We start from the raw sequence: 25,247 nt of genomic DNA, 5'->3' as shown, positions 1-25,247 counted from the left end.
CGCAGCGAAGCGAAGCGCAGATCCAGGACCTATTACCCTAGGGCGCAGTTTGGCGAAGACCTGGGGCTGTCAGCTTCGCGCTATAGCGCTGACCGGGGTAATGGGTCCTGGCTTTCGCCAGGACGACTGTGGATGGCTTAGCGCAACACCCCATCCAGTGCCGGCAGTCCGGCGATCACCGCCAGCGCGATCAGCCCGTAACAGATGGCGCGAAACACCTTCTCGCTGGCACGGCCGAACAGCGACGCACCGAAGGCGACGCCGATCGCATAGACCGGTCCGACGATGAGCGAGAGCACGAGCGATTCGCGCGAGATCAGTCCTGTGGTCGCATAGCTGACCATCGAGAAGAAATCCGACGCGCCGAAGAACAGCAAGATGTTGGCGCGCGCGACGATCGGGGCAACGGGGCGGCCGAGCCAATAGCCGACGATTGGCGGGCCGCCGGTCTGTGCGAGGCCGCTACAGAAGCCGGAGAGGCTGCCGATGCCGACCGAGAGCCAGGCGTGGTCCTTGCCGCGATAGCGCCAGCCCGACAGCAGCAGAAGCAACAGCGCAGCGACGAAGCAGGAGATGATCCATCGCGTCGTGACGGGTTCGAGCACGCTGAGGAAATAGGTGCCGACGGGCACGCCGACCAGCGCGCCCAGCACGATCACGGCGGTGGCCTTGCGGTCGGCCTTGCGCCAGGCATCAGGCAGCAGCGGCGCGGCCGCGACGAAATCGATCACGAGGAGCAGCGCGGCAACCAGACGCGGCGCCGCGATGCTGCTCGCCAGCGGCATGAAGATCAGCGCCGAGCCGAAGCCCGAGAAGCCGCGCGCGGTGCCCGAAACGAAAGCGACGGCGCAGAGCGCCATCGCAATGGTGAGGCTGACGTCCTTCGGAAGAAAGTCAGTGAGATTCATGCTCTATTATTTCTCGAGCATGATCATGCTCTCAAAGTGCCGCCGGTCTTCTTCGTCACCTCCGCCACAATCTTCGCGGCGACGGCCTCGATCTCCTGGTCGGTCAGGGTCTTTTCGCGCGGCTGGATCGTCACCGCGATCGCGATCGACTTCTTGCCGTCGTCGATGCCCTTGCCTTCATAGACGTCGAACACGTTCACGGCGGTGATCAGCTTCTTGTCGACGCTCTGGGCCGCGCGCACGATGTCGCCGCCCTTCACGGTGCGGTCGACAATGAAGGCGAAGTCACGCGAGACGGGCTGGAAGGCCGACAGCTCGATCACGGGCTTGGCACGGGTCGGCTTCTTCTTCGCCTCGGGGATGCGGTCGAGGATCACCTCGAACACCATCAGCGGGCCGCCGGCACCGAGCGCCTCGAGCGCGCGCGGATGCATTTCGCCGAAATAACCCAGCACGTTTTGCGGCCCGATCTGGATCGTACCGGAGCGCCCGGGATGCAGCCAGGATGGGCCGCCCGCGACGATCTGAAGGGCCTGCATCGGTGCGCCGGCAGCGGCGAGCACCGCGAGCGCATCGGCCTTGGCGTCGAACAAGTCAGCCTGCGCCGAACCCGACCAGTGCCGTCCGAGGCCTTGCGACGACGCAAAGCCGCGGCGGACGCCGCTTGCCGCCACGAATTGATCCTGCGGGCGATCGCCCTTGAACACCTGCCCGACCTCGAACAGTGCGACATCGCCAAAGCCGCGGTCGGCATTGGCCTGCGCCGCCGCGATCAGGCCGGCCAACAGGGTCGGGCGCATATCGGACAAATCCGCCGCGATCGGGTTGGCGACCTCGAGTTCGCGCTGGCCGCCGCCGAACAGCTTTGCGGCAGACTTGGTGATGAAGGACCAGGTCACCGCTTCGATGATGCCGCGGCTCGCCAGCGCGCGCCTGGCGCGGCGGGTGCGGAGCTGGAGCGGGGTCAGCACGGATTTGCGTGCGTCCTCGCCGCGCTCGAACGGCGTCATCGGCACCTTGTCGACGCCGTGGATGCGGACGACTTCCTCGACGATGTCGGCCTTGCCGTGCACGTCGGACCGCCACGACGGCACCGCGACCTTCACGACGGGCCCCGGGCCTGCCATCATGAAGCCGAGATGGCTCAGGATGCGCTTCATCTCCGGCATCGGCACTTCGATGCCCGAGAGCCGCTTGACCTCGGTGACCGGGAAATCGATCACGCGGTCGTCGCCGAAGCTCTTGCCGACCACGACGTTCTCGGACGGCGTGCCGCCGCACATCTCCAGCACGAGTTTCGTCGCGAGCTCCAGTCCCGGCACCATGAAGGCCGGATCGACACCGCGCTCGAAACGATAACGCGCGTCCGAATTGATGCCGAGCTTGCGCCCGGTCTGGGCGATGTTGATCTCGTTCCACAGCGCCGATTCGATCAGCACGTCGGTGGTGGTCTCGTCGCAGCCCGAGGCCTCTCCGCCCATGATGCCGGCGAGCGATTCGACGCCGTGCTCGTCCGCGATCACGCAAATCGCGGGATCGAGATTGTAGGTGCGGCCGTCGAGCGCGAGCAGCGTCTCGCCGTCACGGGCGCGGCGCACCACGAGATTGCCCTTCACTTTCTTGGCGTCGAACACGTGCAGCGGCCGCGCGCGGTCGTAGGTCATGAAGTTGGTGATATCGACCAGCGCGTTGATCGGACGGAGGCCGATCGCGGTCAGCCGCTTCTGCAGCCATTCCGGCGACGGGCCATTCTTCACGCCGCGCACGAGGCGTAGCGCGAAGCCGGGGCACAGCGCGGCGTCCTCGACCGTGACCTTCACCGGGCACGGGAGTTCGCCCTTGATCGGCTTGATGGTGGGATCCTTGAACTTGCCCATGTCGGCGGCGGCAAGATCGCGCGCGATGCCGTGCACGCCGGTGCAGTCCTGCCGGTTCGGCGTCAGGTTGATCTCGACCACGGGATCGCCGAGGCCGGCCCATGCGGCGTAGGCAGCGCCGATCGGTGCATCCGCGGGCAATTCCATGATGCCGTCATGGTCGTTGGAAATCTGCAATTCGGCCGCCGAGCACAGCATGCCGCGGCTCTCGACACCCCGGATGGTGCCGATACCGAGCGTGATGTCCTTGCCGGGAATGTAGGTGCCGGGCGGCGAAAACACGCTGACGAGCCCCGTCCGCGCATTCGGCGCGCCGCACACCACCTGCACGGGCGCGCCACCGTCGCCGGTGTCGACCATGCAGACGCGCAGCCGATCCGCGTTCGGATGCTGCTCGGCGGATATCACCTTCGCGATGGTGAAGGGCTTCAGCGCCTTCGCCTTGTCCTCGATGTTCTCGACCTCGAGCCCGATCATGGTGAGCTTGTCGGCAAGCTTTTCCAGCGGCTCGTCGGTGTCGAGATGTTCCTTCAGCCAGGAGAGAGTGAATTTCATGGCTGCTTTTTCTCCACGACGACGGTCTGCTCCCTCTCCCGCTTGCGGGGGAGGGCTGGGGTGGGGGTTCTCTCCGCAACGGCAGCAGCGATTGTTTCGAGAACGCCGACACGATTGGTCATGATGTCGAGGTTGCTGAAACGGAGCACCATGAAGCCTTCCGCCTCGATCACGGCAGAGCGCCGTGCATCGGCGCGCTCGCCTTCATCAGAAAAGTGCTGGCCGCCATCGAGCTCGATGACGAGCTTGGCCGCGTGGCAGATGAAGTCGGCGATGTAACTATCGATCGGTACTTGGCGGCGAAAACCCGCGCCGTTCAATCGGCCGGCGCGCAGCTCCGACCAGAGGATGCGCTCCGCATCGGTCGAATTGCGTCTGAGCGCGCGCGCATTGGCTCGTAGCTTGGCCGGTACTTTCCAGTCCGGATGTTCAGGATCGACCATTGGCAATCCCATCGAGGAGACACCCTCACCCCAACCCTCCCCCGCACGCGGGGGAGGGAGCCCGACCTCTCGCGTGGAGCGAGAATACGTATCCATGAGATGGACGCCCCGCACGCGCTCCATCCATTCCCTCCCCCGCTTGCGGGGGAGGGGCAGGGAGAGGGTTCTCTCCGCGAAGGGAACGCAGAGAGTCTTCGGAAGGTCATGTCCGAGCAAGCCCATCACGAGCTCAGCCCTCCCGCGAGCGTCGGTACTTCCAGCGGCTTGAAGCCGTAATGGGATAGCCAGCGGACGTCGCTGTCGAACAGCTGGCGCAAATCGGCGATGCCGTATTTCAGCATGGCGATGCGGTCGATGCCCATGCCCCAGGCAAAACCCTGGTATTCGTCGGGATCGATGCCGCAGGCGCGCAGCACGTTTGGATGCACCATGCCGCAGCCGAGAATCTCGAGCCAGTCCTCGCCCTCGCCGAAGCGGATCTCGCCCTTGTCGCGGCGGCACTGGATGTCGACTTCCAGCGACGGCTCGGTGAACGGGAAGAACGAGGGCCGGAAGCGCATGTTGATGTGGTCGACCTCGAAGAACGCCTTGCAGAACTCGTGCAGGATCCATTTGAGGTGGCCGAGATGCGAGTGCTTGTCGATGACGAGGCCTTCGACCTGGTGGAATTGCGGCGTGTGGGTCGCATCCGAATCGATGCGATAGGTGCGGCCCGGGCAGATCACGCGGATCGGCGGCTTCTCACTCAGCATGGTGCGCACCTGCACCGGCGAGGTGTGGGTGCGCAACAGCATGCGGGAGCCGTCCTCCTTCGGATGGAAGAAGAAGGTGTCGTGCATCTCGCGCGCGGGATGGCCTTCCGGAAAATTCAGCTTGGTGAAGTTGTAGTCGTCGGTCTCGATATCGGGGCCTTCGGCGACCGAGAATCCCATGTCGGCAAAGATCGTGGTCAGCTCGTCCCAGACCTGACTCAGCGGATGGATGCGGCCGGCCTCAGCCGGCGTATCGCGCAGCGGCAGGGTGACGTCGATGGTTTCCGACGCAAGCCGCGCGTCGAGCGCCGCCGATTTCAAGACGTCGCGCCGCGCGGCGAGTGCCTCGGTGACCTTGTCCTTGGCCTGGTTGATCGCAGCGCCTTGGGTCTTGCGCTCGTCCGGCGACATCTTGCCGAGCGTGGCAAGAAGTGCCGAGATCGACCCCTTCTTGCCGAGGGCTGCGACGCGCACCGCTTCGAGGGCGGCCTCGTCGCCGGCGGCGGCGACCTGGTCGAGGATGGATGTTTCGAGCATTGCGAGGTCGGACACGGTCAAATCCCTGCTGCCAAATTCGGCTGGGTTGTCGCCGCCCGAAGGCCGTAACGTCAAGCGAAAAGCCGGTCATTTCGGGCTGACGAGCGGCTGGGTTGAACCTCGCGCGGGGGCCTGGCACCAAGGGGATTCAAGGAGGCTTTCGCGATGCTCTCAAGATCCTGTCTGGCTGCTCTCGCGGTCGTTCTCTTGGTCGCGAGTACCTCAGCGCGCGCCATGGTCTGCATGGAGAAATCCATGACGCTGGACGAGGTCGTCGACACCATCGATGCCCAGAAGGGCTGCGAAAGCGCGATGAAGGTGTTTCAGGATTGCCAATTGACCGCGAGCGGCGATGTCCAGCTCGGCGCCGCCGTCGAGAAGAAATGCGAGGCGGACTTCATGCCCGGCCTCAACATGGCGCGGAAACAGGCTTACCAACGCGAGATGCGCGTGTGCGACCGGAAGTACCGGAATAAATCCGGCACCATGTATCTGTCATTCACGGCATTCTGCCGGGCGGAGATCGCCCAGCGCTACTCGCAACGCGCGCTGAAGGCCGGCGGAGCCGGCCGTTAGGCTTCAGGCCGCCAGAGCGGCTTTGGCCTTCTCGGCGATCGCCTGGAACGACGCGGGCTCGTTGATCGCGAGATCCGACAGCACCTTGCGGTCCACGGTGATCCCGGACTTGGCCATGCCGTCGATAAAGCGGCTGTAGGTCAGGCCGAACGGACGCACGGCAGCGTTGATGCGCTGGATCCAGAGTGCGCGGAACGTCCGCTTCTTGCGCTTGCGATCACGGAAGGCATACACGAGGGCCTTCTCGACCGCCGGCTTGGCGGTGCGGATCGTGTTCTTGCGGCGGCCACGGAAACCCTTGGCGGCCTTGTAGACTTTCTTGTGCTTGGCGTGGGCGGTCACACCGCGTTTGACGCGAGCCATGACAAAAATCCTTCGAAAGATGACTTGATGTTCGGATCGCCGCGAAAGCTGCGGCGCGGGTGGCAATGATCGTGGACGCGATCAGGCGTTCGGCAAGAAGTACTTCTTGACGTTGTCGCCGTCGGTCTTGAACAGCACGGCGGTGCCGCGCAGCTGACGGATCTGCTTCTTCGTCCGCTTGATCATGCCGTGACGCTTGCTGCGATGAGCGAACATCACTTTGCCGGTGGCAGTCACCTTGAAGCGCTTTTTAGCGCCCGATTTGGTCTTCAGCTTGGGCATTTGGCTCTCCTAATGGCCATAGAAATCCGCCCGCGAAGGCGGCTGGCCGTCAAAATGCTCGTTAGAGCGTTGATTGTGCTCAGGTTTTACGAACAAGCGCGAAACCCGCACGGACACCGCCACGGCAGCCCTTAATCAGCCGGGCAATGAAGGCTGGGCTTATGACAGAGGACGGGCGAATTGGCAACGATGAACCGGTGGAACCTAGCCGGCGACTATTCGGAATTGCTAACCTCATGTCCGGGCCGTGTCGCCCGGAGCAGGATTAAAATGCCCCATTTTTCCCAGTCGCTGTCGTCTTTGACCGATGTCGCCCGTCCGCGCCGCCTGGCGCTATTGGCTGTGCTCGCCACGGCCGCCTTTCCCTCCGCTGCCGACGCTCGCGGCTATGACGGCGTCTGGAACGTCACCTTCGCCACCACCCGCGGCAATTGCAGCTCCGGCTACAGCGTCCCCTTCACCGTCACCGGCAGCCGGGTGTCGTCCGCCGGCGGTGGCCGGGTCTCCGGCACGGTCAAGCGCAGCGGTACCGTGGCGGTCCAGGTCTCGGTCGGCGCGTCCCATGCGAACGGCGGCGGCCGGCTCGCTGGCGTGAACGGCGCCGGTTCGTGGAGGGGTATCATCTCCGGCGATCAGTGCAGCGGCACTTGGCAGGCGACGAGGACGTAACTATCGCCAACAGGACGGGTGCCCAAGAAAACAAAACGGCCCGCCGGACATCCGGACGGGCCGTTGAATTCGCTCGTTCAAAGTATCGGCGTCAGCGCGGCGCCAGCACCATGACGACCTGACGGCCCTCGAACCGCGCGTCCTGCTCGACCTTGGCGAGCTCGGCGACGTCGGTCTTGATCTTGTCGAGCAGCTTGGTGCCGATCTCCTGGTGCGCCATTTCGCGGCCGCGATAGCGCAGGGTGATCTTGACCTTGTCGCCCTCTTCGAAGAACCGCTGCATGGCGCGCATCTTCACTTCGTAATCGTGGTCGTCGATCATCGGGCGGAGCTTGATCTCCTTGATCTCGACGATCTTCTGCCGCTTGCGGGCTTCGGCGGCTTTCTTCTGCGCGGAATACTTATACTTCCCGTAGTCCATGATCTTGCAGACGGGAGGGCTGACGTTCGGCGAGATCTCGACCAGATCCATGCCGGCTTCCTGGGCCAGGCGGATAGCCGCGACGGTCTCGATGGTGCCCTTGTTGTCACCGGTCTGATCGATCAACTGGATCTGCGCATTGCGAATGTCGTCATTGATGCGCGGCCCGTCTTTGGCGGCAGTGGGCGGGGCTTTATTGGGACGGCGAATGGGTGGTTCTCCAAAGTTATGAAAAGAGGCGGCTATTTTGCAGGAAGATACGGTTGCCGGCAAGCAATCGCTCGTGCGGCGGTCGAAAAAGCCTCAAATGCGAGGCATTTTGGCCACGGCGGGGCACGCAGACCGACATAGACACCTTGCTTCTGTTCCGCAAGCGTCCCAAAGGGCAAATGCCGACGTTCGGCTGCGCTGCGGAGCACGTCCGGACAGCTTAAACCGCACAGCCAGAGTAAACGTTCCATGAATCACCCAATTCCCGATGCCGTGCTCGACTTCATCGATGTGGGCGAGGGCCCGTCCGCGCGCCGGATCGCCGTGCGCCGCCGCGCGGCCCAAAAATCTGATCAAGAATCTGGTCAAGAATCTGCTCAAGGACCGGGGCTGGTCTGGCTCGGCGGGTTCAAATCGGACATGCAGGGCAGCAAGGCCGTCGCGCTGGACGAATGGGCCAGGGATCACGGCCGCGCCGTGGTCAGGTTCGATTATTCCGGCCACGGCGAATCCGGCGGCGATTTCGTCGACGGAACCATCGGGCGCTGGCTCGAGGAAAGCGTCGGGGTGTTCGAGCGGTTCTGCGACGGCCCGCAAATCCTGATCGGCTCGTCCATGGGCGGCTGGATGGCGCTGCTGCTCGCGCTCGAGATCAAAAAGCGGCAAGAGAAACAGCAAGCCAAAGCCTCGCTGGCGGGCCTGGTGCTGATCGCGCCGGCGCCCGATTTCACCGAGGAGCTGATGTGGAAGAATTTTCCGGCCGCGGTGAAGAAGGAGATCGAGACCAAAGGCGTTTGGCTGAGACCGTCGGATTATGGCGACGGCTCGCCCTATCCGATCACGCGGAATCTGATCGAGGAGGGGCGCAACCATCTCGTGCTCGGCAGCGCCATCGATCTCGGCTGTCCCGTCCGCATCCTGCAAGGTGCGCAGGATCCTGACGTGCCCTGGCAGCATGCGTTCACGCTGACCCATCGCCTGCCGGCCGACGACGTCGTGCTGACCATGATCCAGGACGGCGATCACCGCCTCTCGCGCCCGCAGGACATCGCCCGCATTCTTGCCGCCGTGGCCGAGATCGGGTGAAGTGCTGTCTTCCTTCCCCCCTTGTGGGGGAAGGTGGCGCGCAGCGCCGAATGAGGGGTTCTTTCCGCGGAGACAGACCCCTCACCCAAGTGAATGCGTGTCAAAGAGCGGAGCTGCCCTCTCCCGCAAGGGGCGAGGGCACAATAAAAAGCACTGGAGGAAATATGACCGCCGCCATGCTGCGTGCCTTCTGCGACGCCGTCGAACAACGCAACGGAAAAGCCTTCGCGGATCTCTTCACCGAGGACGGCGTCTATCACGACGTGTTCTATGGCGCCTTCGCCGGCCGCGAGAAGATCGCCGCGATGATCGACGATTGGTTCTATCGCACGGCGACCGACTTCCGCTGGGACATGCACGACCCGGTGTCGAACGGCACCACGCTCTATGCGCGCTACACGTTCAGCTATCGCTCGACCTTGCCGGAGGCGGATGGCGCGCGGGCGATGTTCGAGGGCGTGGCGATCATGACGCTTCGCGACGGCAGGATCGTCAGCTATCACGAGGTCGCCAACACCGCGCCGGCGTTCGTCGATTTGAAGTTTGCGCCGGAACGGATTGCGAAGATCGTCGCCAGGCAGGGCGCGGAGCTCAAGGCGCGGCCGGAAATGAAACGACACTTGGGTTAGCCGTCGTTCGGCGTCCTTACCGCTTCGACGGATTTACCATCGGCTTGCGCTGCGCCAGCGCCGCGACCGTGGCGGTGCCGATCGGGCCCTGCTCGTCATAGAGCCAGCATTCGCCGATCGCGACACCGTCGGTGGCATGGTGGTTCACCACCTCGAAGCCGATCCAGTTCGTCACCGGCAGGCGGTGCAGATAGATCGTGACGTCGCTGTTGATGTAGCCGAGCCCCTTGTCGCCGGCGTTCGCGAACGGACTGGCGAAGTCGGCGCCGGTGGCGACATGGACGAACGGCGTCATCGGCACGCCCGCGACCAGCTCGCGCAGCTCGCTCATCCAGAGTTTTCGTGGCCCGAGCGAGCCCATATGGCCGACGATCGGTCGCGTGGTCCATTTGCCGTTCATGCCGAGCCTGGGATCGGTGGGCTTGGGAATGTCGGCCGGCTTCGGCACGTCCCAGTTCGGCGGCGACCAGACATTGCCGTCTGGATTTTGCGTTCGCCGCAACAGCTGGCACGAGGCGCGCGCCATGCCGACGCCGCCGGACAAGAACTCTGCTTCCACGACGCGGATGCGCATCCCGTCGCGCACCAGCCGTGTCGTCACCTCGATCGGCTTGTCGATGGTCGGCAGCCGAAACATATCGACGGTCAGCCGCGCCGGCACGAATTCAGGACCGGAATGGCGTTCCTCGATGGCGAAGCCGAGCAGGCCGACGATGACGCGTCCGTGCAGTGATTTCGGATCCCAGGGGCCGTTGGCGACTTCCGTCGGGTGGAATGTGTCGCCGTCGCGGGTGAAGAAAGGCATGTTTGTCATGACGGGCGAGCTTGAAGGAACGTGTGGGGAAATCAAGGTCCCCGACCCTCATGGTGAGGAGCGCGAAGCGCTCTCATCACAACAACGGTGTCATCGCCCGGCTTGACCGGGCGATCCAGTACTCCGAGACGGCTGTGGTTCAATCGAGAGGCCGCGGCGTACTGGATGCCCCGCTTTCGCGGAGCATGACAGCGGAGGATTAGGAGGCGGCGCGCCATTCCTCACGCACGCTTTCGTCGCTCTCGCCAGCAATCGCCTCGGTCCTCAACGCCGCGAACTCTTCATCAGGCATCAACTGCGCCAGCGCCCACACCGCAGCCCCGCGCACCAGCGCGCTCTCATCCTCCAGCAATCGCCGCGCCTCGTCCGCCAGTGCCGCATCGCCGGAGTTGCCGATCGCGATCAGCACGTTGCGCAAAAAGCGGTCGCGGCCGATGCGTTTCACCGGGGACTTCGTGAACAGCGCACGAAACGCAGCGTCGCCGAGCCGCGCGAGCTCGGCGAGACCTGGCGCGCGCAAAGCGTCACGTGCGGCGAGCTTGGCCTCACGGCCCTCCTGCGCGAACTTGTTCCAGGGACAGGCGGCGAGGCAATCGTCGCAGCCATAGATGCGGTTGCCGATGCTTTTGCGAAATTCGCGCGGGATAGGTCCCTTGTTCTCGATGGTGAGATACGAGATGCAGCGCCGCGCATCGAGCCTGTAGGGAGCGGGGAACGCCGCGGTCGGGCAGATGTCGAGACACGCCCGGCACGAGCCGCAATGATCGATCTCGGAATCGTCGCGCGGCAGCTCCAGCGTGGTGTAGATCGCGCCGAGAAACAGCCATGAGCCGAATTCGCGCGAGACCAGATTGGTGTGCTTGCCCTGCCAGCCCAGATGCGCGGCTTGCGCCAGCGGTTTCTCCATCACGGCCGCGGTGTCGACGAACACTTTCACTTCGCAAGGCTTCACCTCACAAGTTGCGGTCGCGACCAGCCATCGCGCCAGCATCTTCAGGCGCTTCTTGATCAGGTCGTGATAGTCGTCGCCTTGCGCATAGACCGAGATCGCCGCGCGCGTGCGCTGTTGCAGGATCGCGAGCGGATCCTGGTCGGGGCCGTAATTGACGCCGAGCATGATGACGCTGCGCACGTCCTGCCACAGCCCGCGTGGATCGACCCGGCGCTCCGGCTGCGCGGCGAGCCAGTCCATGTCGCCATGGCCGCCGGACGCGATGAATTCGAGAAAATGTTGTCCGGCGCTTTCGATCGTGCCGGGCTCCGTGATGCCGATGCAGTCGAAACCGAGCGCGCGTGCCTCGTTTGCGAGCGCCGTCTTCAGTTCGGTCGGATCGGAGTTCAGAAGTCGAGGTCCACGTAGGTCCGTGACGCCGGCACGCCGGCCAGCCATTCGCTCAGGAGCGGACGGAACGACGGGCGGGATTTCACCCGCGCGTACCAGGCCTTTGCCGCGTCGTCCTCGCTCCATGGCACGTCGCCCAGATAGTCGATCGCCGAGAGGTGCGCCGCGGCGGCGAGATCCGCGTAGCTGAGCCGGTCGCCGGCGAGGAAATTACGCGTCTGCGCCAGCCAGCCGATATAGGCCAGATGATAGCGCACATTTGCCTTGGCGGCGCGCATCACGTCGGCCGAGGGCGGGCCGCCGCCGTTGTCTTCGCTCATGAAGCGCTTGTAGATGCGCTCGGTGACGAGCGGGTGGGAGACTTCCTCGAAGAACTTTTCGTTGAACCAGGCCATCAGCCGGCGGACCTCGACGCGCTCGCCGATCGTGTCCGGCATGAGGCGCTTCAGTCCCATCTCGGAGCCATAGGCCTCGTCGACATATTCGGCGACGATCGCCGCGCCCGGGATCGGCGGCTGCTCGTCGTCCACCAGGACGGGCGTCGTGCCCGCCGCATTGAGCAGCAGAAACGCTTCGCGCCGCTCCCAGCTGCGCTCTTCGATCAGCTTCAGCTCAAGCCCGTATTCTCCCGCGATCAGGCGGATGAACCGCGAGTGCGGGCAGAACGGATGATGAAACAGCGTAAACATGAAGCCTTTGACTATGTGATGGTGCTTAAGAATCCATCAATGTTTTGTGCGGCGCCACACTAGTCATTCAAAACCGCGAAGCAAGGGCGCGACGCCGCATTTTGCGATTGCAGCAAGGGAGCGGATGGGCGAGAAGAGCCCCGCTTTTCCCGCCGAAATGGACCGTAAATATGTCAGATGCAATCCGGGCAGTGATCCTCGGCATCATCGAGGGTGTGACCGAGTTCCTTCCCGTGTCCTCGACCGGCCATTTGCTGCTCGCGGAGCGCTTCTTCCATCTCGGCGAAGGCGCGTTCTGGGATTCGTTTACGGTCCTGATCCAGCTCGGCGCGATCCTCGCAATCGTCGTGTTGTATTTCAAGAAATTGTGGGACGTCGCGATCGGCATGTTCACGGGCGACGCCTATGCACGCCGCTTCGTGATCGGCGTGCTGGTGGCGTTCCTGCCTGCTGTCGTCGTCGGTCTTGTCGCCGGCAAATACATCAAGAGCATGCTGTTCAATCCGTGGGTGGTGTGCTTCTCGCTGATCGTCGGCGGCGCCATCCTGCTCTGGGTCGACAAGCTCGATCTCAAGGCGCGCGAGCACGACGCCACCCGGTTTCCGCTGCTGATGTATCTTTACATCGGTATCGCGCAGTGTCTGGCAATGATCCCGGGCGTGTCGCGCTCCGGCGCAACCATTGTCTCCGCCATGCTGCTCGGGGCCGACAAGCGCGCGGCGGCGGAGTTCTCGTTCTTCCTCGCCATCCCCACCATGATCGGCGCGTTCGCCTACGATTTCTACAAGAACCGCTCCGAGATGACGATGGACCACATGGGCATCGTCGCGATCGGCTTCGTGGTGTCGTTCGTCACCGCGATCATCGTGGTAAAGACGTTCCTGGAATACGTCACCCGCCACGGCTTCGTGGTGTTCGCCTGGTGGCGCGTGATCGTCGGCACGCTCGGCCTGATCGCGCTGGCGCTGGGGCGGTAAACTTCTGAAGAGGTCGACGCGCTAAGAAGCGGAAATTCGCACTAAGGCCGCGGCTGCGGTCACTCCCTCGCCCCGTTCTTGCGGGGAGAGGTAAAAAAACCTACGCGCTCTTGCGCTGGAATTGCCCGGCGGCGCGGAAGCGCCAGAGATATTGCGGGGCGATCGCTTCAAGCGAGTCGGGCGCGATTCCGAGGCCTTCCAGTGTTAGCCCAGCGGCCTTCGCCGCATCCGACACGACATTGTCGCGCGCGAGCAGCGTGACCTGGTCCGGCGTCAACTTCAGCGCGCCCGGCGCGAATTGCAGGAAGTTGGCTTTGAAGCGGGCGAGACCAAACGGCAGCGGCAGCAGCATCGGCTTGCGATCGGCGATCTCGAGAATGGCCTCGATGATCTCGCGCATGGTCAGCACTTCCGGGCCGCCGAGCTCGTAGGTTGCGCCCGCCTTGGCCTTGCCGTCGACGGCATCCGCGACCGCGGTGGCGACGTCGCCGACATAGACCGGCTGCATCCTGGTGTCGGCGCCGATCAGCGGCAGCACTGGTAACATCCGCGCCAGCGCCGCGAAGCGATTGGTGAACTGGTCCTCGGGGCCGAACATCACGGAGGGGCGGAAGATCGTCGCCGACGGCACCGCGGCCATGATCGCCGCTTCGCCGGCCGCCTTGGCCCTGGCATAACGCGAGGGCGATTCCGCGTCGGCGCCGATCGCCGAGACATGGATCAGCTGTGCCCCCGCGGCCGCGGCCGCCTTGGCGATGGTCTCGGCGCCCCTGGCCTGAACGGCATCGAAGCTCTGCGCGCCACCCTCGGCGAGGATGCCGACAAGATTGATCACCACATGCGAATCACGCAGCGCCGCCTCGATCGAGGCCGGATAGCGCACGTTCGCCTGCACGGTGTGGACCTGCCCGACCTTGCCGGAGGGCTGGAGGTACCCGGCCAGCTCCGGCCGCCGCACCGCGACCCGGACCCGGTAGTCGCGCCGGCACAGCGCGCGGACGACATTCCGGCCCAAAAACCCCGATCCGCCGAAAACCGTGACGAGCGTGTCCAGATTCGATGCCATGGGATCCATTCCTGGGGTCCATATCCTGCGGGATGAGTGCGTCTCGTCAGGCTTGTATCGGGCCGGTTTGCGATGCGCAATCCGCATCCCGAAACGGGGTTCAAGCATGAATTGACAACCGCGTCACCGAACCGTAGTAACCGCCTCCGTGCCTAACCGGCATGCCCAGGTGGTGGAATTGGTAGACGCGCTGGCTTCAGGTGCCAGTGGCTTAACGGCCGTGAAGGTTCGAGTCCTTTCCTGGGCACCACCTCCTACTCAAGCGATTGAAATCCGCTTTTGCAGGGAATTTGAGCTGCTGACCGGTACACAAAACCGAGGCACGGCGCTCATGGCGTACCGAATGGCCTACATCGCTCGTCGGGGCGGCTCGGATCGCAGGCGATCTGGAGGCGGCTGGCTTCAGTCGCTCAGGCATCTCAGTGCTCGTTGACCGCAGCGCCTAGCTTGATCAGGCTCAGCGAGCGGTTCGCGGTCTCGCGCAGGCGGCAGTAGCTCGCGTCGCCCGGGTACATGCCGGGCTCGACTTTGTCGAAGGCCGCGCAGAAGCGATCACGCGACGCGGCGAAAGTTTTCTGCGAGTCATTGACCGCCTGGATCACGTCGGCGAACCCGCCGGCCTGAACCTTCTTTAGCGCCTCACTGGTTTTCTGCGTCCAAATGGCGAGTTCGCGCGCCGCGCAGGCTTTCCATTTGGCGACGTCGTCATTCGCGCCCTTTGCCGCCTTGATGCAGGGGTCGGCGACGAGCCCGACGCACGCGCCGCCGAAACCGCCGGTTTTCTCCGCGGTCTTCAGGCAGCCATCGATCACCGCAAGGTCGGCTGGCGCGGTGCCTTGGGCGAAAGCCATCGATGCGAGCGGGAGGCTTGCGGCGAGCATCGCGGCGGCAAGTTTGAGCTTCATTGGAGATCTCCGTTCGGCGCATCGAAAATAGGGAACACAATACCACTGCGAGCGCACGAAGCTCAGCGAGACGGTAGACCGGCGGCTGTGGCGAAAGGGCCGGACGGCGAGTGCGAAGGGAAAACGAGGGGGTATGCGGCTTCGGCTACGCCCTCTCCAATCAATGCCTTTGAATGCGCCTTGACCTGACTCACGAGATTTTCGACCAATAGGTGATACATGCAACTTTGGTCATCGAAGGCCCAGCGTTGGTTCACCTGAATGTGGAACAGGAGCTACGCTGACGAATAATGACGGCGGGACCGGTCAAGGCACGCACGGCCTCTGCCTCAGCGGTGACGGTGAGGATCACTTGCCGTCCGTCTGGACCGCCAGTCCGGCTTCGAGCGGATCGAACACGTCAGAGCCCGGCCTGGTCCGGCCTGCGTCGGCGAGTCCGCGTGCAAGGTGGAGCGGCGAGGCTGGCGCGAGCAATACACCGGCGCTTACGAGACCGTTTACGTCAGGCCGCAATCCGGTTTGGCTAGCGAACCAAAACACAATGACGAACGGTAATGACGAGTAGCGCCGCGGCTCTGTATGGCCAGCCGCGCCGGATGCTTGCGCCGGCGGCTGCCAGCGGATACATCGCGGCCGGCCCTCGCCAGCGTCTGTCCCGGGGATTAGCCTGCTAGGCGCATCGATTCGACTGAGGTTTGAAACGCCATGACCGTACGCCTGCACCGCGGCGACCTGCCCGATCTGTCCCGCTACACCGGCGCGGTGGCGATCGACACCGAGACCATGGGCTTGAACCCGCATCGCGACCGGCTCTGCGTGGTGCAGCTCTCGCCCGGCGACGGCAGCGCAGACGTGGTGCAGATCCCGAAGGGTCACACCGACGCGCCGAACCTGAAGGCCCTTTTGGCCAATCCCGCCAACACGAAAATCTTCCACTTTGCGCGGTTCGACGTCGCGGTGCTGTACCAGACGTTTGGTGTCATGACCGGGCCGATCTACTGCACCAAGATCGCCTCCCGCCTGATCCGCACCTATACCGACCGCCATGGCCTCAAGGACCTCGTGCGCGAGGTGCTCAATGTCGACCTCTCCAAGCAGCAGCAATCGAGCGATTGGGGTTCCGACAGCCTGACCGAGCCGCAGCTCGCCTACGCCGCCTCCGACGTGCTGCATCTGCACGGCTTGCGCGAGCGGCTCGATGCCATGCTGGTGCGGGAAGGCCGCACGGCGCTGGCCAAAGCCTGTTTCGATTTCCTGCCGACCCGCGCTTTGCTCGATCTCCAGGGCTGGGCCGAAGAGGACATTTTCGCGCATTCCTAGCGTTTCGGGTGGCGGCCAGGTGGGGCGGTCGCCCCGTTTCAGACACTTTCGTAACGGCCTGTCGCTGGCTGCATATTCTGGCGTTGCCGGCTACAATGGGGCGCCCGCCAGCCGGACAAGGCGAGCGACACCTCAGGAGCCCAGGTGAATTCGGCCCATAATGTCACCTATGATGCCGCGCTTGCGGCGAAGTTCGCCAGCGCGGCGCGCCACAGCCGCCTGGTGCGGATTCTGCGCATCGCGGTGCCGGCGACAGTAGCTGCGGCAATGGGTCTGCTCGTCCTCATCTCGACCATTTTCAACCCCTTCCAGATTCCCGTGAAGCTCGACTCCGGAAATCTCGTGGTGACAGGCACCAAGATCACGATGGAATCGCCGCATATGTCCGGCTTCACGCCGGATCAGCGGCCCTATGAGCTCTGGGCCAAGACCGCGACCCAGGACATCACCGATCCCGATCATGTCGATCTCCACGATCTGCGCGCGAAGGTGCTGATGGAAGATCAATCGACGCTGTTCCTCGATGCCCGCACTGGGCGGTTCGACAACAAGCAGCAGCAGCTCGACCTGCACAAGGACATCTTCCTGCGCACCTCGAGCGGCTACGAGGCGCGACTGAACTCGGCCTTCGTCGACATGGGCAAGGGCACGGTCTCCTCGGACGAGCATGTCGACGTCAAGCTGACCAACGGAACGCTGACCGCCGATCGGCTGCGGATCACGGAGGGCGGAGACGTCATCCGCTTCGAAGGCAATGTGGTGATGCACCTCGACAAGCTGGACGACCCTGCCGCCGCTCAGCCTGCGCCGGCCGAGCCCGCGTCGCCAGCGAAGACACGTACGCCCCAGAACAAGTCCGCCAATTCAAAGTGATTTTCATGATCAGGTTTTTTCCGCGCAACAATGACAAGCGGCGCGTCATCCCTGGTGCGGCCGCGCTCGCCGTCGGCATCGCACTGATCGCGACGGGTGCGGCCATCGCACAGAGCACGATGCAAGGCGTCCCCAACGCGATGCAGGGCTTCTCGCAGAACCGCGATCAGCCGATCCAGATCGAAGCCGCTTCGCTCGAGATGCGCGACAAGAAAAAGGAAGCGACCTTCTCCGGCAATGTGAAGGTCATTCAGGGCGACACCACCATGACCTCGAAGACGCTGGTGGTGTTTTACGATTCGGGCGGCGACAAGCCGGCCACGCCGCAGCCTGCGGCGAAGACGGCAAAGGGTGCGCCGATGCAGTCGGCGACGCCGGGGCCGGGTGGGAACTCCTCGATCAAGCGGCTGGAGGCGCGCGGCAATGTCGTCGTCACTCAGAAGGACCAGGTGGTGACGGGCGAGACCGCCGTGTTCGACACCAGGACCAATCTCATCACCATGCTCGGCGGCGTCGTCTTGACGCAGTGCAAGAACGTGCTGCGTGGCGACCGTCTGGCGGTCGACATGACCACCGGCGTGTCGCGTGTGGAATCCGACAGCGGCCGTGTGCAGGCGCTGCTGCCCCAGGGCGGCGGCAATGATTGCGGATCCGGCGGCGCGGGCAAGCCCGGCGCGGGACCTCTGCAATTGCCTGGCGCAACCAAGCCCAAATAAATCAACGTAAGCCCAAGTCCGCCAAAGTAAATTTGAAGAGCGATTCCAGGTGCTTGGGTTGATCACGCCCGATCCGAGGTTGAAGCTTGCCCGCCGAGACTGTATCTACGCGAAGGGCTTTCGAGCGGGGTTCGCCGCTTTTCGGGCGTGTTTCACTGGGCATGAGACATCCCTTCATTCATGCTGCGTCGGCGAATCCTGAGGCCGGCGCGGCAGATCGCGCGAAGACCGCGCAGGATCGTCGCGAAAGGCTAGAAGGCGGGGATGGTCGATCTCTTCAGCATGTTCCGTCGGCGCCCCGCCAAACGCGGCCGGCCAGGATTTGCGCGCCAGGACATCACCGCGCTCGGTGACAGCGTCGGTGGTCTCGTGGCCAGCCCGGTCAGGGACGCGCCGCCGATCGCCCGTAACCAGCCGATGCATGCGCCCGATCAGTTCCAAGGGGACTATCAAGGCGACTATCAGGCCGAGCAGCCTCGGGCCCAGGCGGTTCATCCCGTCAGGGCTGCCGGCAGGCCCAACGGCGCCAGCGGGCCTCAGCTCTTGAAGCGCCCGGGCTTCCTGGCTGTGCATAGCGTGGAAAAGAGCTTTGGCAGCCGCCAGGTCGTGCGCGGCGTCAGCATCTATGTGCGCCGCGGCGAAGCGGTCGGCCTACTCGGCCCCAACGGCGCCGGCAAGACCACCGTGTTCTACATGATCACCGGCCTGATCAAGGCCGATCGCGGCGCGATCGAGCTCGACGGCCACGACGTCACCAAGCTGCCGATGTATCAGCGCGCGCGGCTCGGGATCGGCTATTTGCCGCAGGAAGCCTCGATCTTCCGCGGCCTCACCGTCGAGCAGAACATTCGCGCCGTGCTCGAAGTGGTCGAGCCCTCGCGCAAGAAGCGCGAGCAGCAGCTCGACTCGCTGCTCGACGAATTCAACATCACGCGCCTGCGGAAATCGCCGTCGATCGCGCTGTCCGGCGGTGAGCGGCGGCGCGTCGAGATTGCGCGTGCGCTGGCGACGCGTCCGAACTACATGCTGCTCGACGAGCCCTTTGCCGGCATCGATCCGATCGCGGTCGGCGACATCCAGGACCTCGTCCGCCACCTCACCAACCGCGGCATCGGCGTGCTGATCACCGACCACAATGTGCGCGAGACGCTCGGCCTTACCGATCGCGCCTACATCGTCTATGCCGGTGAAATCCTGACCGAGGGCAGCCCGGATGAGATCGTCGCCGATCCGGACGTGCGCCGCCTTTACCTTGGCGAGGAATTCCGCCTCTAGCCCGTTTTTCGATTTCGTCAAGACGTGTACATCGGGCTTGGACTAGGATAAGCAAAAATCGGACCAACTTTTGGGATCGGTTCTTGCTTCATGGCGCTTTCGCAGAGATTAGAGTTCCGGCAATCGCAGTCGCTGGTCATGACGCCGCAGTTGATGCAGGCGATCAAGCTGCTGCAATTGTCCAATCTCGATCTCACGACCTTCGTCGAAGAGGAACTCGAGCGTAACCCCCTGCTGGAACGGGCCAATGACGAGCCGCCCGCGGGCGAGGGCCCGGCCGAAACGGGCCAGTTCAACGACAGCGACGGCGGCCACAACGACGAGCCGGGCGGCGGCCCGGGCGAAGCCTTCGAGCCCGGCCAGGAAGAGTGGATGAGCAAGGATCTCGGCACCCGCGCCGAGATCGAGCAGACCCTGGACACCGGCCTGGACAACGTCTTCTCCGAGGAACCGGCCGAGGCGGCCGCGCGCAACGCCCAGGATGCGGCGCCGACCACCTATACCGAATGGGGCGGCGGCGCCTCCGGTGACGAGGACTACAATCTCGAAGCCTTTGTTGCCGCGGAAACCACGCTCGGCGACCATCTCGCCGAGCAGCTCTCGGTTGCCTTCACCGGGGCCGCGCAGCGCATGATCGGCCAGTATTTGATCGACCTCGTCGACGAGGCCGGCTATTTGCCACCGGATCTCGGCCAGGCCGCTGAACGGCTGGGCGCATCGCAACAGGATGTCGAGAACGTTCTTGCCGTGCTGCAGAAATTCGATCCGCCCGGCGTCTGCGCACGCAATCTGAGCGAATGCCTGGCGATCCAGCTCCGCGAGCTCGACCGCTACGATCCCGCGATGCAGGCCCTGGTCGAGCATCTCGATCTCCTCGCCAAACGCGACGTCGCGGCCTTGCGCAAGGTCTGCGGCGTCGACGACGAGGACATCGCCGACATGATCGGCGAGATCCGCCGGCTCAATCCCAAGCCCGGCATGAAGTTCGGCTCGGCCCGGCTCCAGACCATGGTGCCCGATGTCTATGTCCGCCCCGGTCCCGATGGCGGTTGGCATGTCGAGCTCAACAGCGACACCTTGCCGCGCGTGCTGGTCAACCAGACCTACTATTCGCAGCTCTCGAAGAAGATCGGCAAGGACGGCGACAAATCCTATTTCACCGACGCGCTTCAGAACGCGACCTGGCTGGTGCGCGCGCTCGACCAGCGCGCCCGCACCATCCTGAAAGTCGCAACCGAGATCGTGCGCCAGCAGGACGGCTTCTTCACCCATGGCGTGGCGCATCTGCGACCGCTGAATCTGAAGGCCGTCGCCGACGCCATCCAGATGCATGAATCCACGGTGTCGCGCGTCACCGCCAACAAATACATGGCGACCAATCGCGGCACGTTCGAGCTGAAATATTTCTTCACGGCCTCGATCGCATCGGCCGATGGCGGCGAGGCGCATTCGGCCGAAGCCGTGCGCCACCACATCAAGCAGCTGATCGATGCGGAGGCGCCGTCCGCGATCCTGTCCGACGACACGATCGTGGAACGCTTGCGCGGCTCGGGCATTGATATCGCCCGCCGCACGGTCGCGAAGTACCGCGAAGCCATGCGCATTCCTTCCTCGGTGCAACGCCGTCGCGACAAGCAGAGCGCTCTTGGTAACGTCCTCTCCACCGCCATGGCCGATCGCTCCCGCAATCCCGAACCGGCCTGATTGCGCCGGCGCCAAATCGCGCTACTCTCGATCTGCTATCGGGCCCGATCCTGGCCAGGCACGAACCAAGCGAGGTTCACATGACTCTCCGCATCTCGGGAAAGAGCGTCAACGTCGGCGAGGCCCTGCGCGGCCGCGTCACCGACCGGACTGAAGAGGTCCTGCGCAAATATTTCGACGGCAATTACTCCGGTCACATCACGCTGAGCAAGGACGGCTTCGGCTTCCGCACCGACTGTGCGCTGCATCTTGATTCGGGAATTACGCTCGAGGCCGATTCGAACGCACCGGACGCTTATGCCAGTGCCGACCAGGCGCTGCTGATGATCGAGAAGCGGCTCAAGCGCTACAAGAGCCGGCTCAAGGACCGCTCCGCCCGCAAGGCCCATGTCGCCTCCGCGGCGCTGGCCGCCATGGATGCCACCAGCTACGTGCTGGAGGCCCCGGGCGAGGGTGAGGACGAGGACGAGATCACCGGCTACAGCCCCGTCATCATCGCCGAGGCCACCACCTCGCTGAAGCCGCTGTCCGTCAGCGAAGCGGTCATGGAACTCGACCTCAGCGGGGCGCCTTGCCTGGTGTTTCAGCACGGCTCCTCCGGCCGGGTGAACATCATATACCGCCGGGCGGACGGCAATGTCGGGTGGATCGACCCCCCGGGGGTCAAGGCGGATGGCAAGGTGGAGGGCAAGGCCTGAGGCCATTGGGCGACACCCTGGAACCCCGCCCCGGGCCCCTTTCCGCCTTAACAATGACCGGGGCAAAGCTGCACGCGGGAGTTGGCACCGGGATTGCGTTGGAGTAGAAGCCCCCCACATCAGGGGCGAGCTAAGTCCGCCTCCTGCTTCAACTTCTCGACGTCGGCCCGCCCAGGTTCTTTGTCCAGGCTGGCCAATTCGGAACCTGACGTTTTCATTCACCTCGGAAGACTTCCATGCCGATTACCGATCTGGTCGCGCCCGAGGCGATTCTCCCGGCATTGAAGGTCAACAGCAAGAAGCAGGCGCTTCAGGAACTCGCGGCCAGGGCCGCCGAGCTGACCGGGCAGAACGAACGTTCCGTGTTCGAGGTGCTCCTGCAGCGCGAGAAGCTCGGTACCACCGCGGTCGGCTACGGCGTCGCCATTCCCCACGGCAAGCTGCCCAAGCTTGAAAAGATCTTCGGCCTGTTCGCCCGTCTCGATCGTCCGATCGATTTCGAATCGATGGACGGCCAGCCGGTCGATCTCGTCTTCCTGCTGCTCGCCCCAGAAGGCGCCGGCGCCGATCACCTCAAGGCGCTGGCCCGCATCGCCCGACTGCTCCGCGACCAGGACATCGCCAAGAAGCTCCGCGCCTCGCGCGATGCGCAGGCGATCTATTCGGTGCTGGCACTGCCGCCGGCGACCGCGGCGTAACTCCCTCCTTCTTGCAGGATAAGGCCCGATCGATTCTGGCACCTGGATTGCGCGGCACGCAGCAATCTCGTCATGCTCATCTTGATCTCAAAGGTAGAAGACGCGAATATCTTCCCGTTTGAGACGTGGGGCATATGGGGCGGCCCTAACAAGGGCCGTTCGCAGTTGTGGACTGAATGCACGTGACTGGGAATGGAAGGGCGCCGCTGCACATCGGTGCCGCGGCGGAAGAGCGGCCAGCGACCGTGCTTCAGGGTGGTCAGCTCGGCGCCGCCCTGCACACCGCGGCGGACTCCGATGCATATGAAAGCGCGATCTGGAAAGCGCCAAGCGCGGGCGTGGAACGGCTGGCCAGAAACGTGATCCGCAGCTCGATCACCGTCAACGTGATCGCATCAATGGGTGTTCTTCATCCCGCACTACTACCTTCAGAGTGGAGCTATGTGCAGCAGGCGGTCGCGCTGCTGATGTGGATCGTCTCGATCTATGCCAGTATCTTCGTACGGCCGTGCGTCCGGATCCAGCCCAATCCAGATCTCATCGCGTTGGTCACATTTTATGCTCTCGCGGCCATTTCCGTTCTCTGGACCACGCTTTCCATCGCAGCGATCATGAAGAGCGCTGCACTTGTGGTGACGACTTTCGGTGCGTATTGCCTCATCACGCGTATCGACATCGACGAGATCGTCGGATCCACGGCGCTCGGGTTGTTCATTCTGGTCGCCGCCTCGGCGTTGTGCGCGGTCTTCGTGCCCGAGATCGGCGTCGACCAGAGCTGGATGCACAACGGCCAGTGGCAAGGAATCTACGAATCGAAGCAGACGCTCGGCTTTATCAGCGCATATCTGATGTTCTTTGCCTGTTATCAGAAGATCACGGGGCAGGGATGGATCGCATTCCTCGTGTCGTTTATTCTGGCATCGACCTGCGTCATCGCCTCGGAGTCGCGTGGTGCCGGCGCTGTCGCATTTGCGGCGGGCGGCCTGCTCGTGACTTCCATGTGGTCGATCCGCTGCATGAAAACCTATGCGGTGTTGCCACTCATCATGTGCATCCTGGCCGCTCTGCTGATGCTGTATTTTTACGTGACGGGGTACGATTCCATCCATCTCGGCGAGGCGACCGTCGATTTGACCGAGCGGACCTTCATTTGGCAGTACGCCATCAGCCATTTCAACGATGCGCCGTTGCTGGGCTTCGGCATCAACGGATTCTGGACGCGCCCCGCGATCTACGACTATTTCAACCAGAATCATGGCTGGGTGCTCGACAATTACCATAGCGGTTATATCGCGGTCGCGATTGAAACTGGATTTCTGGGATATTTGCTGTTCGTCACGAGCGTTTATCTGTTCTCGGAAAAGGTGCTCTATTTGATCGCCACCCGGTCGATCGATCGTTATCACTGCGCGCTGATCATCGGCTTCGTCGTCCTGAGCTTTCAATCGAATTTCACGGAGACGATGTTTCTTCGCTCGACAATGTTCACGTCGGTGCTGCTCGTCGCATTCTTCTTCGCAGTGTGCAGGCCGGTGCCGCAGCAGGGGCCTGCAGCAATGACGGGGCAAACAGGATGAATGCCATCCGCGTCCGCTGGACGGTAGCTTTTCGTCTTGTCTTGGCACTATCCGTGCTTCCGATCTGCTTCCGGACCGAGGCAGCCGGGCAGGCCAACACGCTCCCCCCTCCAAAATTGGGGCGCGGCATCAACATCCTCGGCTACGACGGCGTCTGGGAGGGAGGGCGAAACGCGCCATTTCGTCTGGACAACCTCACTGCGATCAGACGCGCCGGGTTCTCGCACGTTCGGATCAATTTCTTCGGCTTTAAATTCATGAACCCGGAGAAGATAATGGATGAAGTCGTCTTGAGGCGGCTCGATGGCGTCATCGAGCAAGTGCTCGCCCGAAATCTCATCCCGATCCTGGACGAGCACGATACCCATGTTTGTCAGCGCGACATCTCCGAGTGCACAGATAAGCTGAAATCGTTCTGGACCCAAATCGCCGCGCGCTATGCCGGGAAATATCCAGCGCTTGTCTTCGAGGTCCTCAATGAGCCGGGCGGGCAGATGACGTCCACCGGCTGGAACGGCCTTTTGAACGAGTGCCTCGGCATCATCCGCGCCACCAATCCCCGGCGGACGGTCATCGCTTCGGTTCTCAACGTCGACGAGATGCCGGTCGAGGACCTGGTCCTCCCGTCGGATGACCGGAATCTGATCGTCACGTTTCACTATTACGCTCCGATCCGTTTCACCCATCAGGGCGCACCGTGGTCGCCCACATTCTCGCGAATCGGCCCGCTCGACTGGGGTACCCCGGAGGATGAACAGAAGGCCCGCGCCGATTTCGAGAAGATTCGGTCCTGGTCCCAAAGAGAAAAGCGCCCGATCTATCTCGGCGAGTTTGGCGTGTACGAGGCCGCTCCAGCCGAAGCACGGACGAGATATCTGTCATTCGTGGCGCGGAGCGCAGAGCGGCTTGGCTGGGCGTGGGCCTATTGGCAGTTCGATCATGATTTCGCGGCCTTCGACAGCGCGCGTCAAGCCTGGAAGCCGGACATCCTGCGGGCACTGCTTCCGGCCGGGCGTTGAGGTGCATCCGGGACGCGAGCTATCGCCGCACACAGCGTCATTGCGTCGCAAGTGCTCCTCGCAATGAAAGAGGCACGCCTCTCGATCGATTCGACCCCGCGATGAACTCGGCACTGCCGTCGTCTCAATCTGTTCTCACCACGCTATCGCGCAGCTGTTGCGCGGCAGTATTGATGCGCGAATGAGTCGATTTGACTCATAGCGCCCTCATTGGCGAGCGACTCCCGCGTTACTAAAAATGATGCCAACGCTCGTCGACGAAGTAT

Annotated in this window: 26 protein-coding genes and 1 tRNA gene; 15 read left to right on the top strand and 12 right to left on the bottom strand. The window is 63.5% G+C overall.

Features of this window, described 5'->3' with window-relative positions; translation table 11 throughout:
- Positions 1-137: 137 nt before the first annotated feature.
- The 4 genes from BRA471DRAFT_RS00865 to pheS form a co-directional block, all read right to left on the bottom strand.
- Positions 138-908: a sulfite exporter TauE/SafE family protein gene (locus BRA471DRAFT_RS00865; RefSeq protein WP_007603984.1), complete on the bottom strand. Its 771-nt coding sequence runs from the start codon at positions 906-908 to the stop codon at positions 138-140.
- Between the two features lie 23 nt (positions 909-931).
- Complete coding sequence (gene pheT, locus BRA471DRAFT_RS00860; protein ID WP_007603982.1) at positions 932-3,340, bottom strand: phenylalanine--tRNA ligase subunit beta; 2,409 nt, start codon at positions 3,338-3,340, stop codon at positions 932-934.
- On the bottom strand, positions 3,337-3,783 hold the full coding sequence (locus BRA471DRAFT_RS00855) for an endonuclease domain-containing protein (protein ID WP_035973473.1): 447 nt from the start codon (positions 3,781-3,783) through the stop codon (positions 3,337-3,339). Before BRA471DRAFT_RS00855 ends, pheT begins: the two co-directional genes overlap by 4 nt.
- Positions 3,784-4,004: 221 nt before the next feature.
- The gene (gene pheS, locus BRA471DRAFT_RS00850; protein ID WP_007603976.1) at positions 4,005-5,087 is read right to left on the bottom strand and encodes a phenylalanine--tRNA ligase subunit alpha; all 1,083 of its coding nucleotides are present in this window, start codon (positions 5,085-5,087) and stop codon (positions 4,005-4,007) included.
- 240 nt (positions 5,088-5,327) lie between these two features.
- Between pheS and BRA471DRAFT_RS00845 the strand changes: the two genes are divergently transcribed.
- Positions 5,328-5,648: a hypothetical protein gene (locus BRA471DRAFT_RS00845; protein WP_371258298.1), complete on the top strand. Its 321-nt coding sequence runs from the start codon at positions 5,328-5,330 to the stop codon at positions 5,646-5,648.
- Positions 5,649-5,651: 3 nt separating this feature from the next.
- Here the strand turns inward: BRA471DRAFT_RS00845 and rplT are convergent, their stop codons facing one another.
- Both rplT and rpmI read right to left on the bottom strand, forming a co-directional pair.
- Complete coding sequence (rplT, locus tag BRA471DRAFT_RS00840; RefSeq protein WP_007598538.1) at positions 5,652-6,011, bottom strand: 50S ribosomal protein L20; 360 nt, start codon at positions 6,009-6,011, stop codon at positions 5,652-5,654.
- An 81-nt stretch (positions 6,012-6,092) separates the two neighbouring features.
- The gene (gene rpmI / locus BRA471DRAFT_RS00835) at positions 6,093-6,293 is read right to left on the bottom strand and encodes a 50S ribosomal protein L35 (protein WP_007598540.1); all 201 of its coding nucleotides are present in this window, start codon (positions 6,291-6,293) and stop codon (positions 6,093-6,095) included.
- Positions 6,294-6,563: 270 nt separating this feature from the next.
- On the opposite strand from rpmI, the gene BRA471DRAFT_RS00830 reads away from it, so the two are divergent.
- A complete protein-coding gene (locus BRA471DRAFT_RS00830) occupies positions 6,564-6,962 on the top strand; it encodes a hypothetical protein (protein WP_007603974.1) in 399 nt (132 codons plus the stop codon).
- A gap of 91 nt (positions 6,963-7,053) precedes the next feature.
- Here BRA471DRAFT_RS00830 and infC read toward each other — a convergent pair whose 3' ends face one another.
- Positions 7,054-7,593: a translation initiation factor IF-3 gene (infC, locus tag BRA471DRAFT_RS00825; RefSeq protein WP_085349942.1), complete on the bottom strand. Its 540-nt coding sequence runs from the start codon at positions 7,591-7,593 to the stop codon at positions 7,054-7,056.
- Between the two features lie 249 nt (positions 7,594-7,842).
- On the opposite strand from infC, the gene BRA471DRAFT_RS00820 reads away from it, so the two are divergent.
- Both BRA471DRAFT_RS00820 and BRA471DRAFT_RS00815 read left to right on the top strand, forming a co-directional pair.
- Positions 7,843-8,679 (top strand): carboxylesterase, encoded by an 837-nt coding sequence (locus BRA471DRAFT_RS00820; protein ID WP_007603973.1) that lies wholly within the window; start codon positions 7,843-7,845, stop codon positions 8,677-8,679.
- Positions 8,680-8,843: 164 nt separating this feature from the next.
- Positions 8,844-9,308 carry a nuclear transport factor 2 family protein gene (locus BRA471DRAFT_RS00815; RefSeq protein ID WP_007603972.1) on the top strand — a complete coding sequence of 155 codons (465 nt, stop codon included), beginning with the start codon at positions 8,844-8,846 and terminating at the stop codon, positions 9,306-9,308.
- A gap of 16 nt (positions 9,309-9,324) precedes the next feature.
- On the opposite strand, the gene BRA471DRAFT_RS00810 is transcribed toward BRA471DRAFT_RS00815, so the two are convergent.
- The 3 genes from BRA471DRAFT_RS00810 to BRA471DRAFT_RS00800 form a co-directional block, all read right to left on the bottom strand.
- Positions 9,325-10,122 carry an acyl-CoA thioesterase domain-containing protein gene (locus tag BRA471DRAFT_RS00810; protein WP_007603971.1) on the bottom strand — a complete coding sequence of 266 codons (798 nt, stop codon included), beginning with the start codon at positions 10,120-10,122 and terminating at the stop codon, positions 9,325-9,327.
- 199 nt (positions 10,123-10,321) lie between these two features.
- The gene (gene queG / locus BRA471DRAFT_RS00805; RefSeq protein WP_007603968.1) at positions 10,322-11,512 is read right to left on the bottom strand and encodes a tRNA epoxyqueuosine(34) reductase QueG; all 1,191 of its coding nucleotides are present in this window, start codon (positions 11,510-11,512) and stop codon (positions 10,322-10,324) included.
- Positions 11,461-12,153, bottom strand: a complete 693-nt coding sequence (locus BRA471DRAFT_RS00800) for a glutathione S-transferase family protein (protein ID WP_007598553.1) — start codon at positions 12,151-12,153, stop codon at positions 11,461-11,463. Before BRA471DRAFT_RS00800 ends, queG begins: the two co-directional genes overlap by 52 nt.
- A gap of 170 nt (positions 12,154-12,323) precedes the next feature.
- Here BRA471DRAFT_RS00800 and BRA471DRAFT_RS00795 point away from each other — a divergent pair, with 170 nt between their 5' ends.
- On the top strand, positions 12,324-13,130 hold the full coding sequence (locus BRA471DRAFT_RS00795; RefSeq protein ID WP_007603967.1) for an undecaprenyl-diphosphate phosphatase: 807 nt from the start codon (positions 12,324-12,326) through the stop codon (positions 13,128-13,130).
- A gap of 100 nt (positions 13,131-13,230) precedes the next feature.
- Here the strand turns inward: BRA471DRAFT_RS00795 and BRA471DRAFT_RS00790 are convergent, their stop codons facing one another.
- The gene (locus BRA471DRAFT_RS00790) at positions 13,231-14,196 is read right to left on the bottom strand and encodes a complex I NDUFA9 subunit family protein (RefSeq protein WP_007603966.1); all 966 of its coding nucleotides are present in this window, start codon (positions 14,194-14,196) and stop codon (positions 13,231-13,233) included.
- A 163-nt stretch (positions 14,197-14,359) separates the two neighbouring features.
- Here BRA471DRAFT_RS00790 and BRA471DRAFT_RS00785 point away from each other — a divergent pair.
- Positions 14,360-14,446, top strand: a tRNA-Leu gene (locus BRA471DRAFT_RS00785).
- A gap of 169 nt (positions 14,447-14,615) precedes the next feature.
- On the opposite strand, the gene BRA471DRAFT_RS00780 is transcribed toward BRA471DRAFT_RS00785, so the two are convergent.
- On the bottom strand, positions 14,616-15,077 hold the full coding sequence (locus tag BRA471DRAFT_RS00780; RefSeq protein ID WP_231171013.1) for a lysozyme inhibitor LprI family protein: 462 nt from the start codon (positions 15,075-15,077) through the stop codon (positions 14,616-14,618).
- Positions 15,078-15,806: 729 nt separating this feature from the next.
- Here BRA471DRAFT_RS00780 and BRA471DRAFT_RS00775 point away from each other — a divergent pair.
- The 9 genes from BRA471DRAFT_RS00775 (at position 15,807) to BRA471DRAFT_RS00735 (ending at position 24,981) form a co-directional block, all read left to right on the top strand.
- Entirely contained in the window at positions 15,807-16,421 is a 615-nt protein-coding gene (locus BRA471DRAFT_RS00775) for a ribonuclease D (RefSeq protein ID WP_007603964.1), read from the top strand.
- Between the two features lie 144 nt (positions 16,422-16,565).
- On the top strand, positions 16,566-17,294 hold the full coding sequence (lptC, locus tag BRA471DRAFT_RS00770) for an LPS export ABC transporter periplasmic protein LptC (RefSeq protein WP_007603963.1): 729 nt from the start codon (positions 16,566-16,568) through the stop codon (positions 17,292-17,294).
- Between the two features lie 5 nt (positions 17,295-17,299).
- On the top strand, positions 17,300-18,010 hold the full coding sequence (locus tag BRA471DRAFT_RS00765) for an LptA/OstA family protein (protein ID WP_007603962.1): 711 nt from the start codon (positions 17,300-17,302) through the stop codon (positions 18,008-18,010).
- Positions 18,011-18,274: 264 nt separating this feature from the next.
- Positions 18,275-19,285, top strand: a complete 1,011-nt coding sequence (lptB, locus tag BRA471DRAFT_RS00760) for an LPS export ABC transporter ATP-binding protein (RefSeq protein WP_007603961.1) — start codon at positions 18,275-18,277, stop codon at positions 19,283-19,285.
- Positions 19,286-19,375: 90 nt separating this feature from the next.
- On the top strand, positions 19,376-20,989 hold the full coding sequence (rpoN, locus tag BRA471DRAFT_RS00755; RefSeq protein ID WP_007603960.1) for an RNA polymerase factor sigma-54: 1,614 nt from the start codon (positions 19,376-19,378) through the stop codon (positions 20,987-20,989).
- Between the two features lie 80 nt (positions 20,990-21,069).
- Positions 21,070-21,687 (top strand): ribosome hibernation-promoting factor, HPF/YfiA family, encoded by a 618-nt coding sequence (hpf, locus tag BRA471DRAFT_RS00750; RefSeq protein WP_007603959.1) that lies wholly within the window; start codon positions 21,070-21,072, stop codon positions 21,685-21,687.
- 236 nt (positions 21,688-21,923) lie between these two features.
- Entirely contained in the window at positions 21,924-22,385 is a 462-nt protein-coding gene (ptsN, locus tag BRA471DRAFT_RS00745; protein ID WP_007598573.1) for a PTS IIA-like nitrogen regulatory protein PtsN, read from the top strand.
- A 176-nt stretch (positions 22,386-22,561) separates the two neighbouring features.
- Positions 22,562-23,962 (top strand): O-antigen ligase, encoded by a 1,401-nt coding sequence (locus BRA471DRAFT_RS00740; RefSeq protein WP_007603957.1) that lies wholly within the window; start codon positions 22,562-22,564, stop codon positions 23,960-23,962.
- Positions 23,959-24,981 carry a glycoside hydrolase family 5 protein gene (locus BRA471DRAFT_RS00735; protein ID WP_007603956.1) on the top strand — a complete coding sequence of 341 codons (1,023 nt, stop codon included), beginning with the start codon at positions 23,959-23,961 and terminating at the stop codon, positions 24,979-24,981. Before BRA471DRAFT_RS00740 ends, BRA471DRAFT_RS00735 begins: the two co-directional genes overlap by 4 nt.
- The last annotated feature ends 266 nt before the right edge of the window (positions 24,982-25,247 follow it).

This window comes from Bradyrhizobium sp. WSM471, from assembly GCF_000244915.1.
Taxonomy (GTDB): Bacteria; Pseudomonadota; Alphaproteobacteria; order Rhizobiales; family Xanthobacteraceae; genus Bradyrhizobium.
The sequence above is the reverse complement of the archived record's forward strand: the minus strand, read 5'-3'. Positions and strand labels throughout refer to the sequence as shown.

What these genes read in the sequence shown, in the direction of transcription:
- BRA471DRAFT_RS00865 (WP_007603984.1), bottom strand. Translation starts at nt 908, where the DNA reads ATGAATCTCACTGACTTTCTTCCGAAGGACGTCAGCCTCACCATTGCG.
- pheT (WP_007603982.1), bottom strand. Translation starts at nt 3,340, where the DNA reads ATGAAATTCACTCTCTCCTGGCTGAAGGAACATCTCGACACCGACGAG.
- BRA471DRAFT_RS00855 (WP_035973473.1), bottom strand. Translation starts at nt 3,783, where the DNA reads ATGGTCGATCCTGAACATCCGGACTGGAAAGTACCGGCCAAGCTACGA.
- BRA471DRAFT_RS00845 (WP_371258298.1), top strand. Translation starts at nt 5,328, where the DNA reads ATGACGCTGGACGAGGTCGTCGACACCATCGATGCCCAGAAGGGCTGC.
- rplT (WP_007598538.1), bottom strand. Translation starts at nt 6,011, where the DNA reads ATGGCTCGCGTCAAACGCGGTGTGACCGCCCACGCCAAGCACAAGAAA.
- rpmI (WP_007598540.1), bottom strand. Translation starts at nt 6,293, where the DNA reads ATGCCCAAGCTGAAGACCAAATCGGGCGCTAAAAAGCGCTTCAAGGTG.
- BRA471DRAFT_RS00830 (WP_007603974.1), top strand. Translation starts at nt 6,564, where the DNA reads ATGCCCCATTTTTCCCAGTCGCTGTCGTCTTTGACCGATGTCGCCCGT.
- BRA471DRAFT_RS00820 (WP_007603973.1), top strand. Translation starts at nt 7,843, where the DNA reads ATGAATCACCCAATTCCCGATGCCGTGCTCGACTTCATCGATGTGGGC.
- BRA471DRAFT_RS00815 (WP_007603972.1), top strand. Translation starts at nt 8,844, where the DNA reads ATGACCGCCGCCATGCTGCGTGCCTTCTGCGACGCCGTCGAACAACGC.
- BRA471DRAFT_RS00810 (WP_007603971.1), bottom strand. Translation starts at nt 10,122, where the DNA reads ATGACAAACATGCCTTTCTTCACCCGCGACGGCGACACATTCCACCCG.
- queG (WP_007603968.1), bottom strand. Translation starts at nt 11,512, where the DNA reads ATGGCTGGCCGGCGTGCCGGCGTCACGGACCTACGTGGACCTCGACTT.
- BRA471DRAFT_RS00800 (WP_007598553.1), bottom strand. Translation starts at nt 12,153, where the DNA reads ATGTTTACGCTGTTTCATCATCCGTTCTGCCCGCACTCGCGGTTCATC.
- BRA471DRAFT_RS00795 (WP_007603967.1), top strand. Translation starts at nt 12,324, where the DNA reads ATGTCAGATGCAATCCGGGCAGTGATCCTCGGCATCATCGAGGGTGTG.
- BRA471DRAFT_RS00790 (WP_007603966.1), bottom strand. Translation starts at nt 14,196, where the DNA reads ATGGCATCGAATCTGGACACGCTCGTCACGGTTTTCGGCGGATCGGGG.
- BRA471DRAFT_RS00780 (WP_231171013.1), bottom strand. Translation starts at nt 15,077, where the DNA reads ATGCTCGCCGCAAGCCTCCCGCTCGCATCGATGGCTTTCGCCCAAGGC.
- BRA471DRAFT_RS00775 (WP_007603964.1), top strand. Translation starts at nt 15,807, where the DNA reads ATGACCGTACGCCTGCACCGCGGCGACCTGCCCGATCTGTCCCGCTAC.
- BRA471DRAFT_RS00765 (WP_007603962.1), top strand. Translation starts at nt 17,300, where the DNA reads ATGATCAGGTTTTTTCCGCGCAACAATGACAAGCGGCGCGTCATCCCT.
- lptB (WP_007603961.1), top strand. Translation starts at nt 18,275, where the DNA reads ATGGTCGATCTCTTCAGCATGTTCCGTCGGCGCCCCGCCAAACGCGGC.
- rpoN (WP_007603960.1), top strand. Translation starts at nt 19,376, where the DNA reads ATGGCGCTTTCGCAGAGATTAGAGTTCCGGCAATCGCAGTCGCTGGTC.
- hpf (WP_007603959.1), top strand. Translation starts at nt 21,070, where the DNA reads ATGACTCTCCGCATCTCGGGAAAGAGCGTCAACGTCGGCGAGGCCCTG.
- ptsN (WP_007598573.1), top strand. Translation starts at nt 21,924, where the DNA reads ATGCCGATTACCGATCTGGTCGCGCCCGAGGCGATTCTCCCGGCATTG.
- BRA471DRAFT_RS00740 (WP_007603957.1), top strand. Translation starts at nt 22,562, where the DNA reads ATGCACGTGACTGGGAATGGAAGGGCGCCGCTGCACATCGGTGCCGCG.
- BRA471DRAFT_RS00735 (WP_007603956.1), top strand. Translation starts at nt 23,959, where the DNA reads ATGAATGCCATCCGCGTCCGCTGGACGGTAGCTTTTCGTCTTGTCTTG.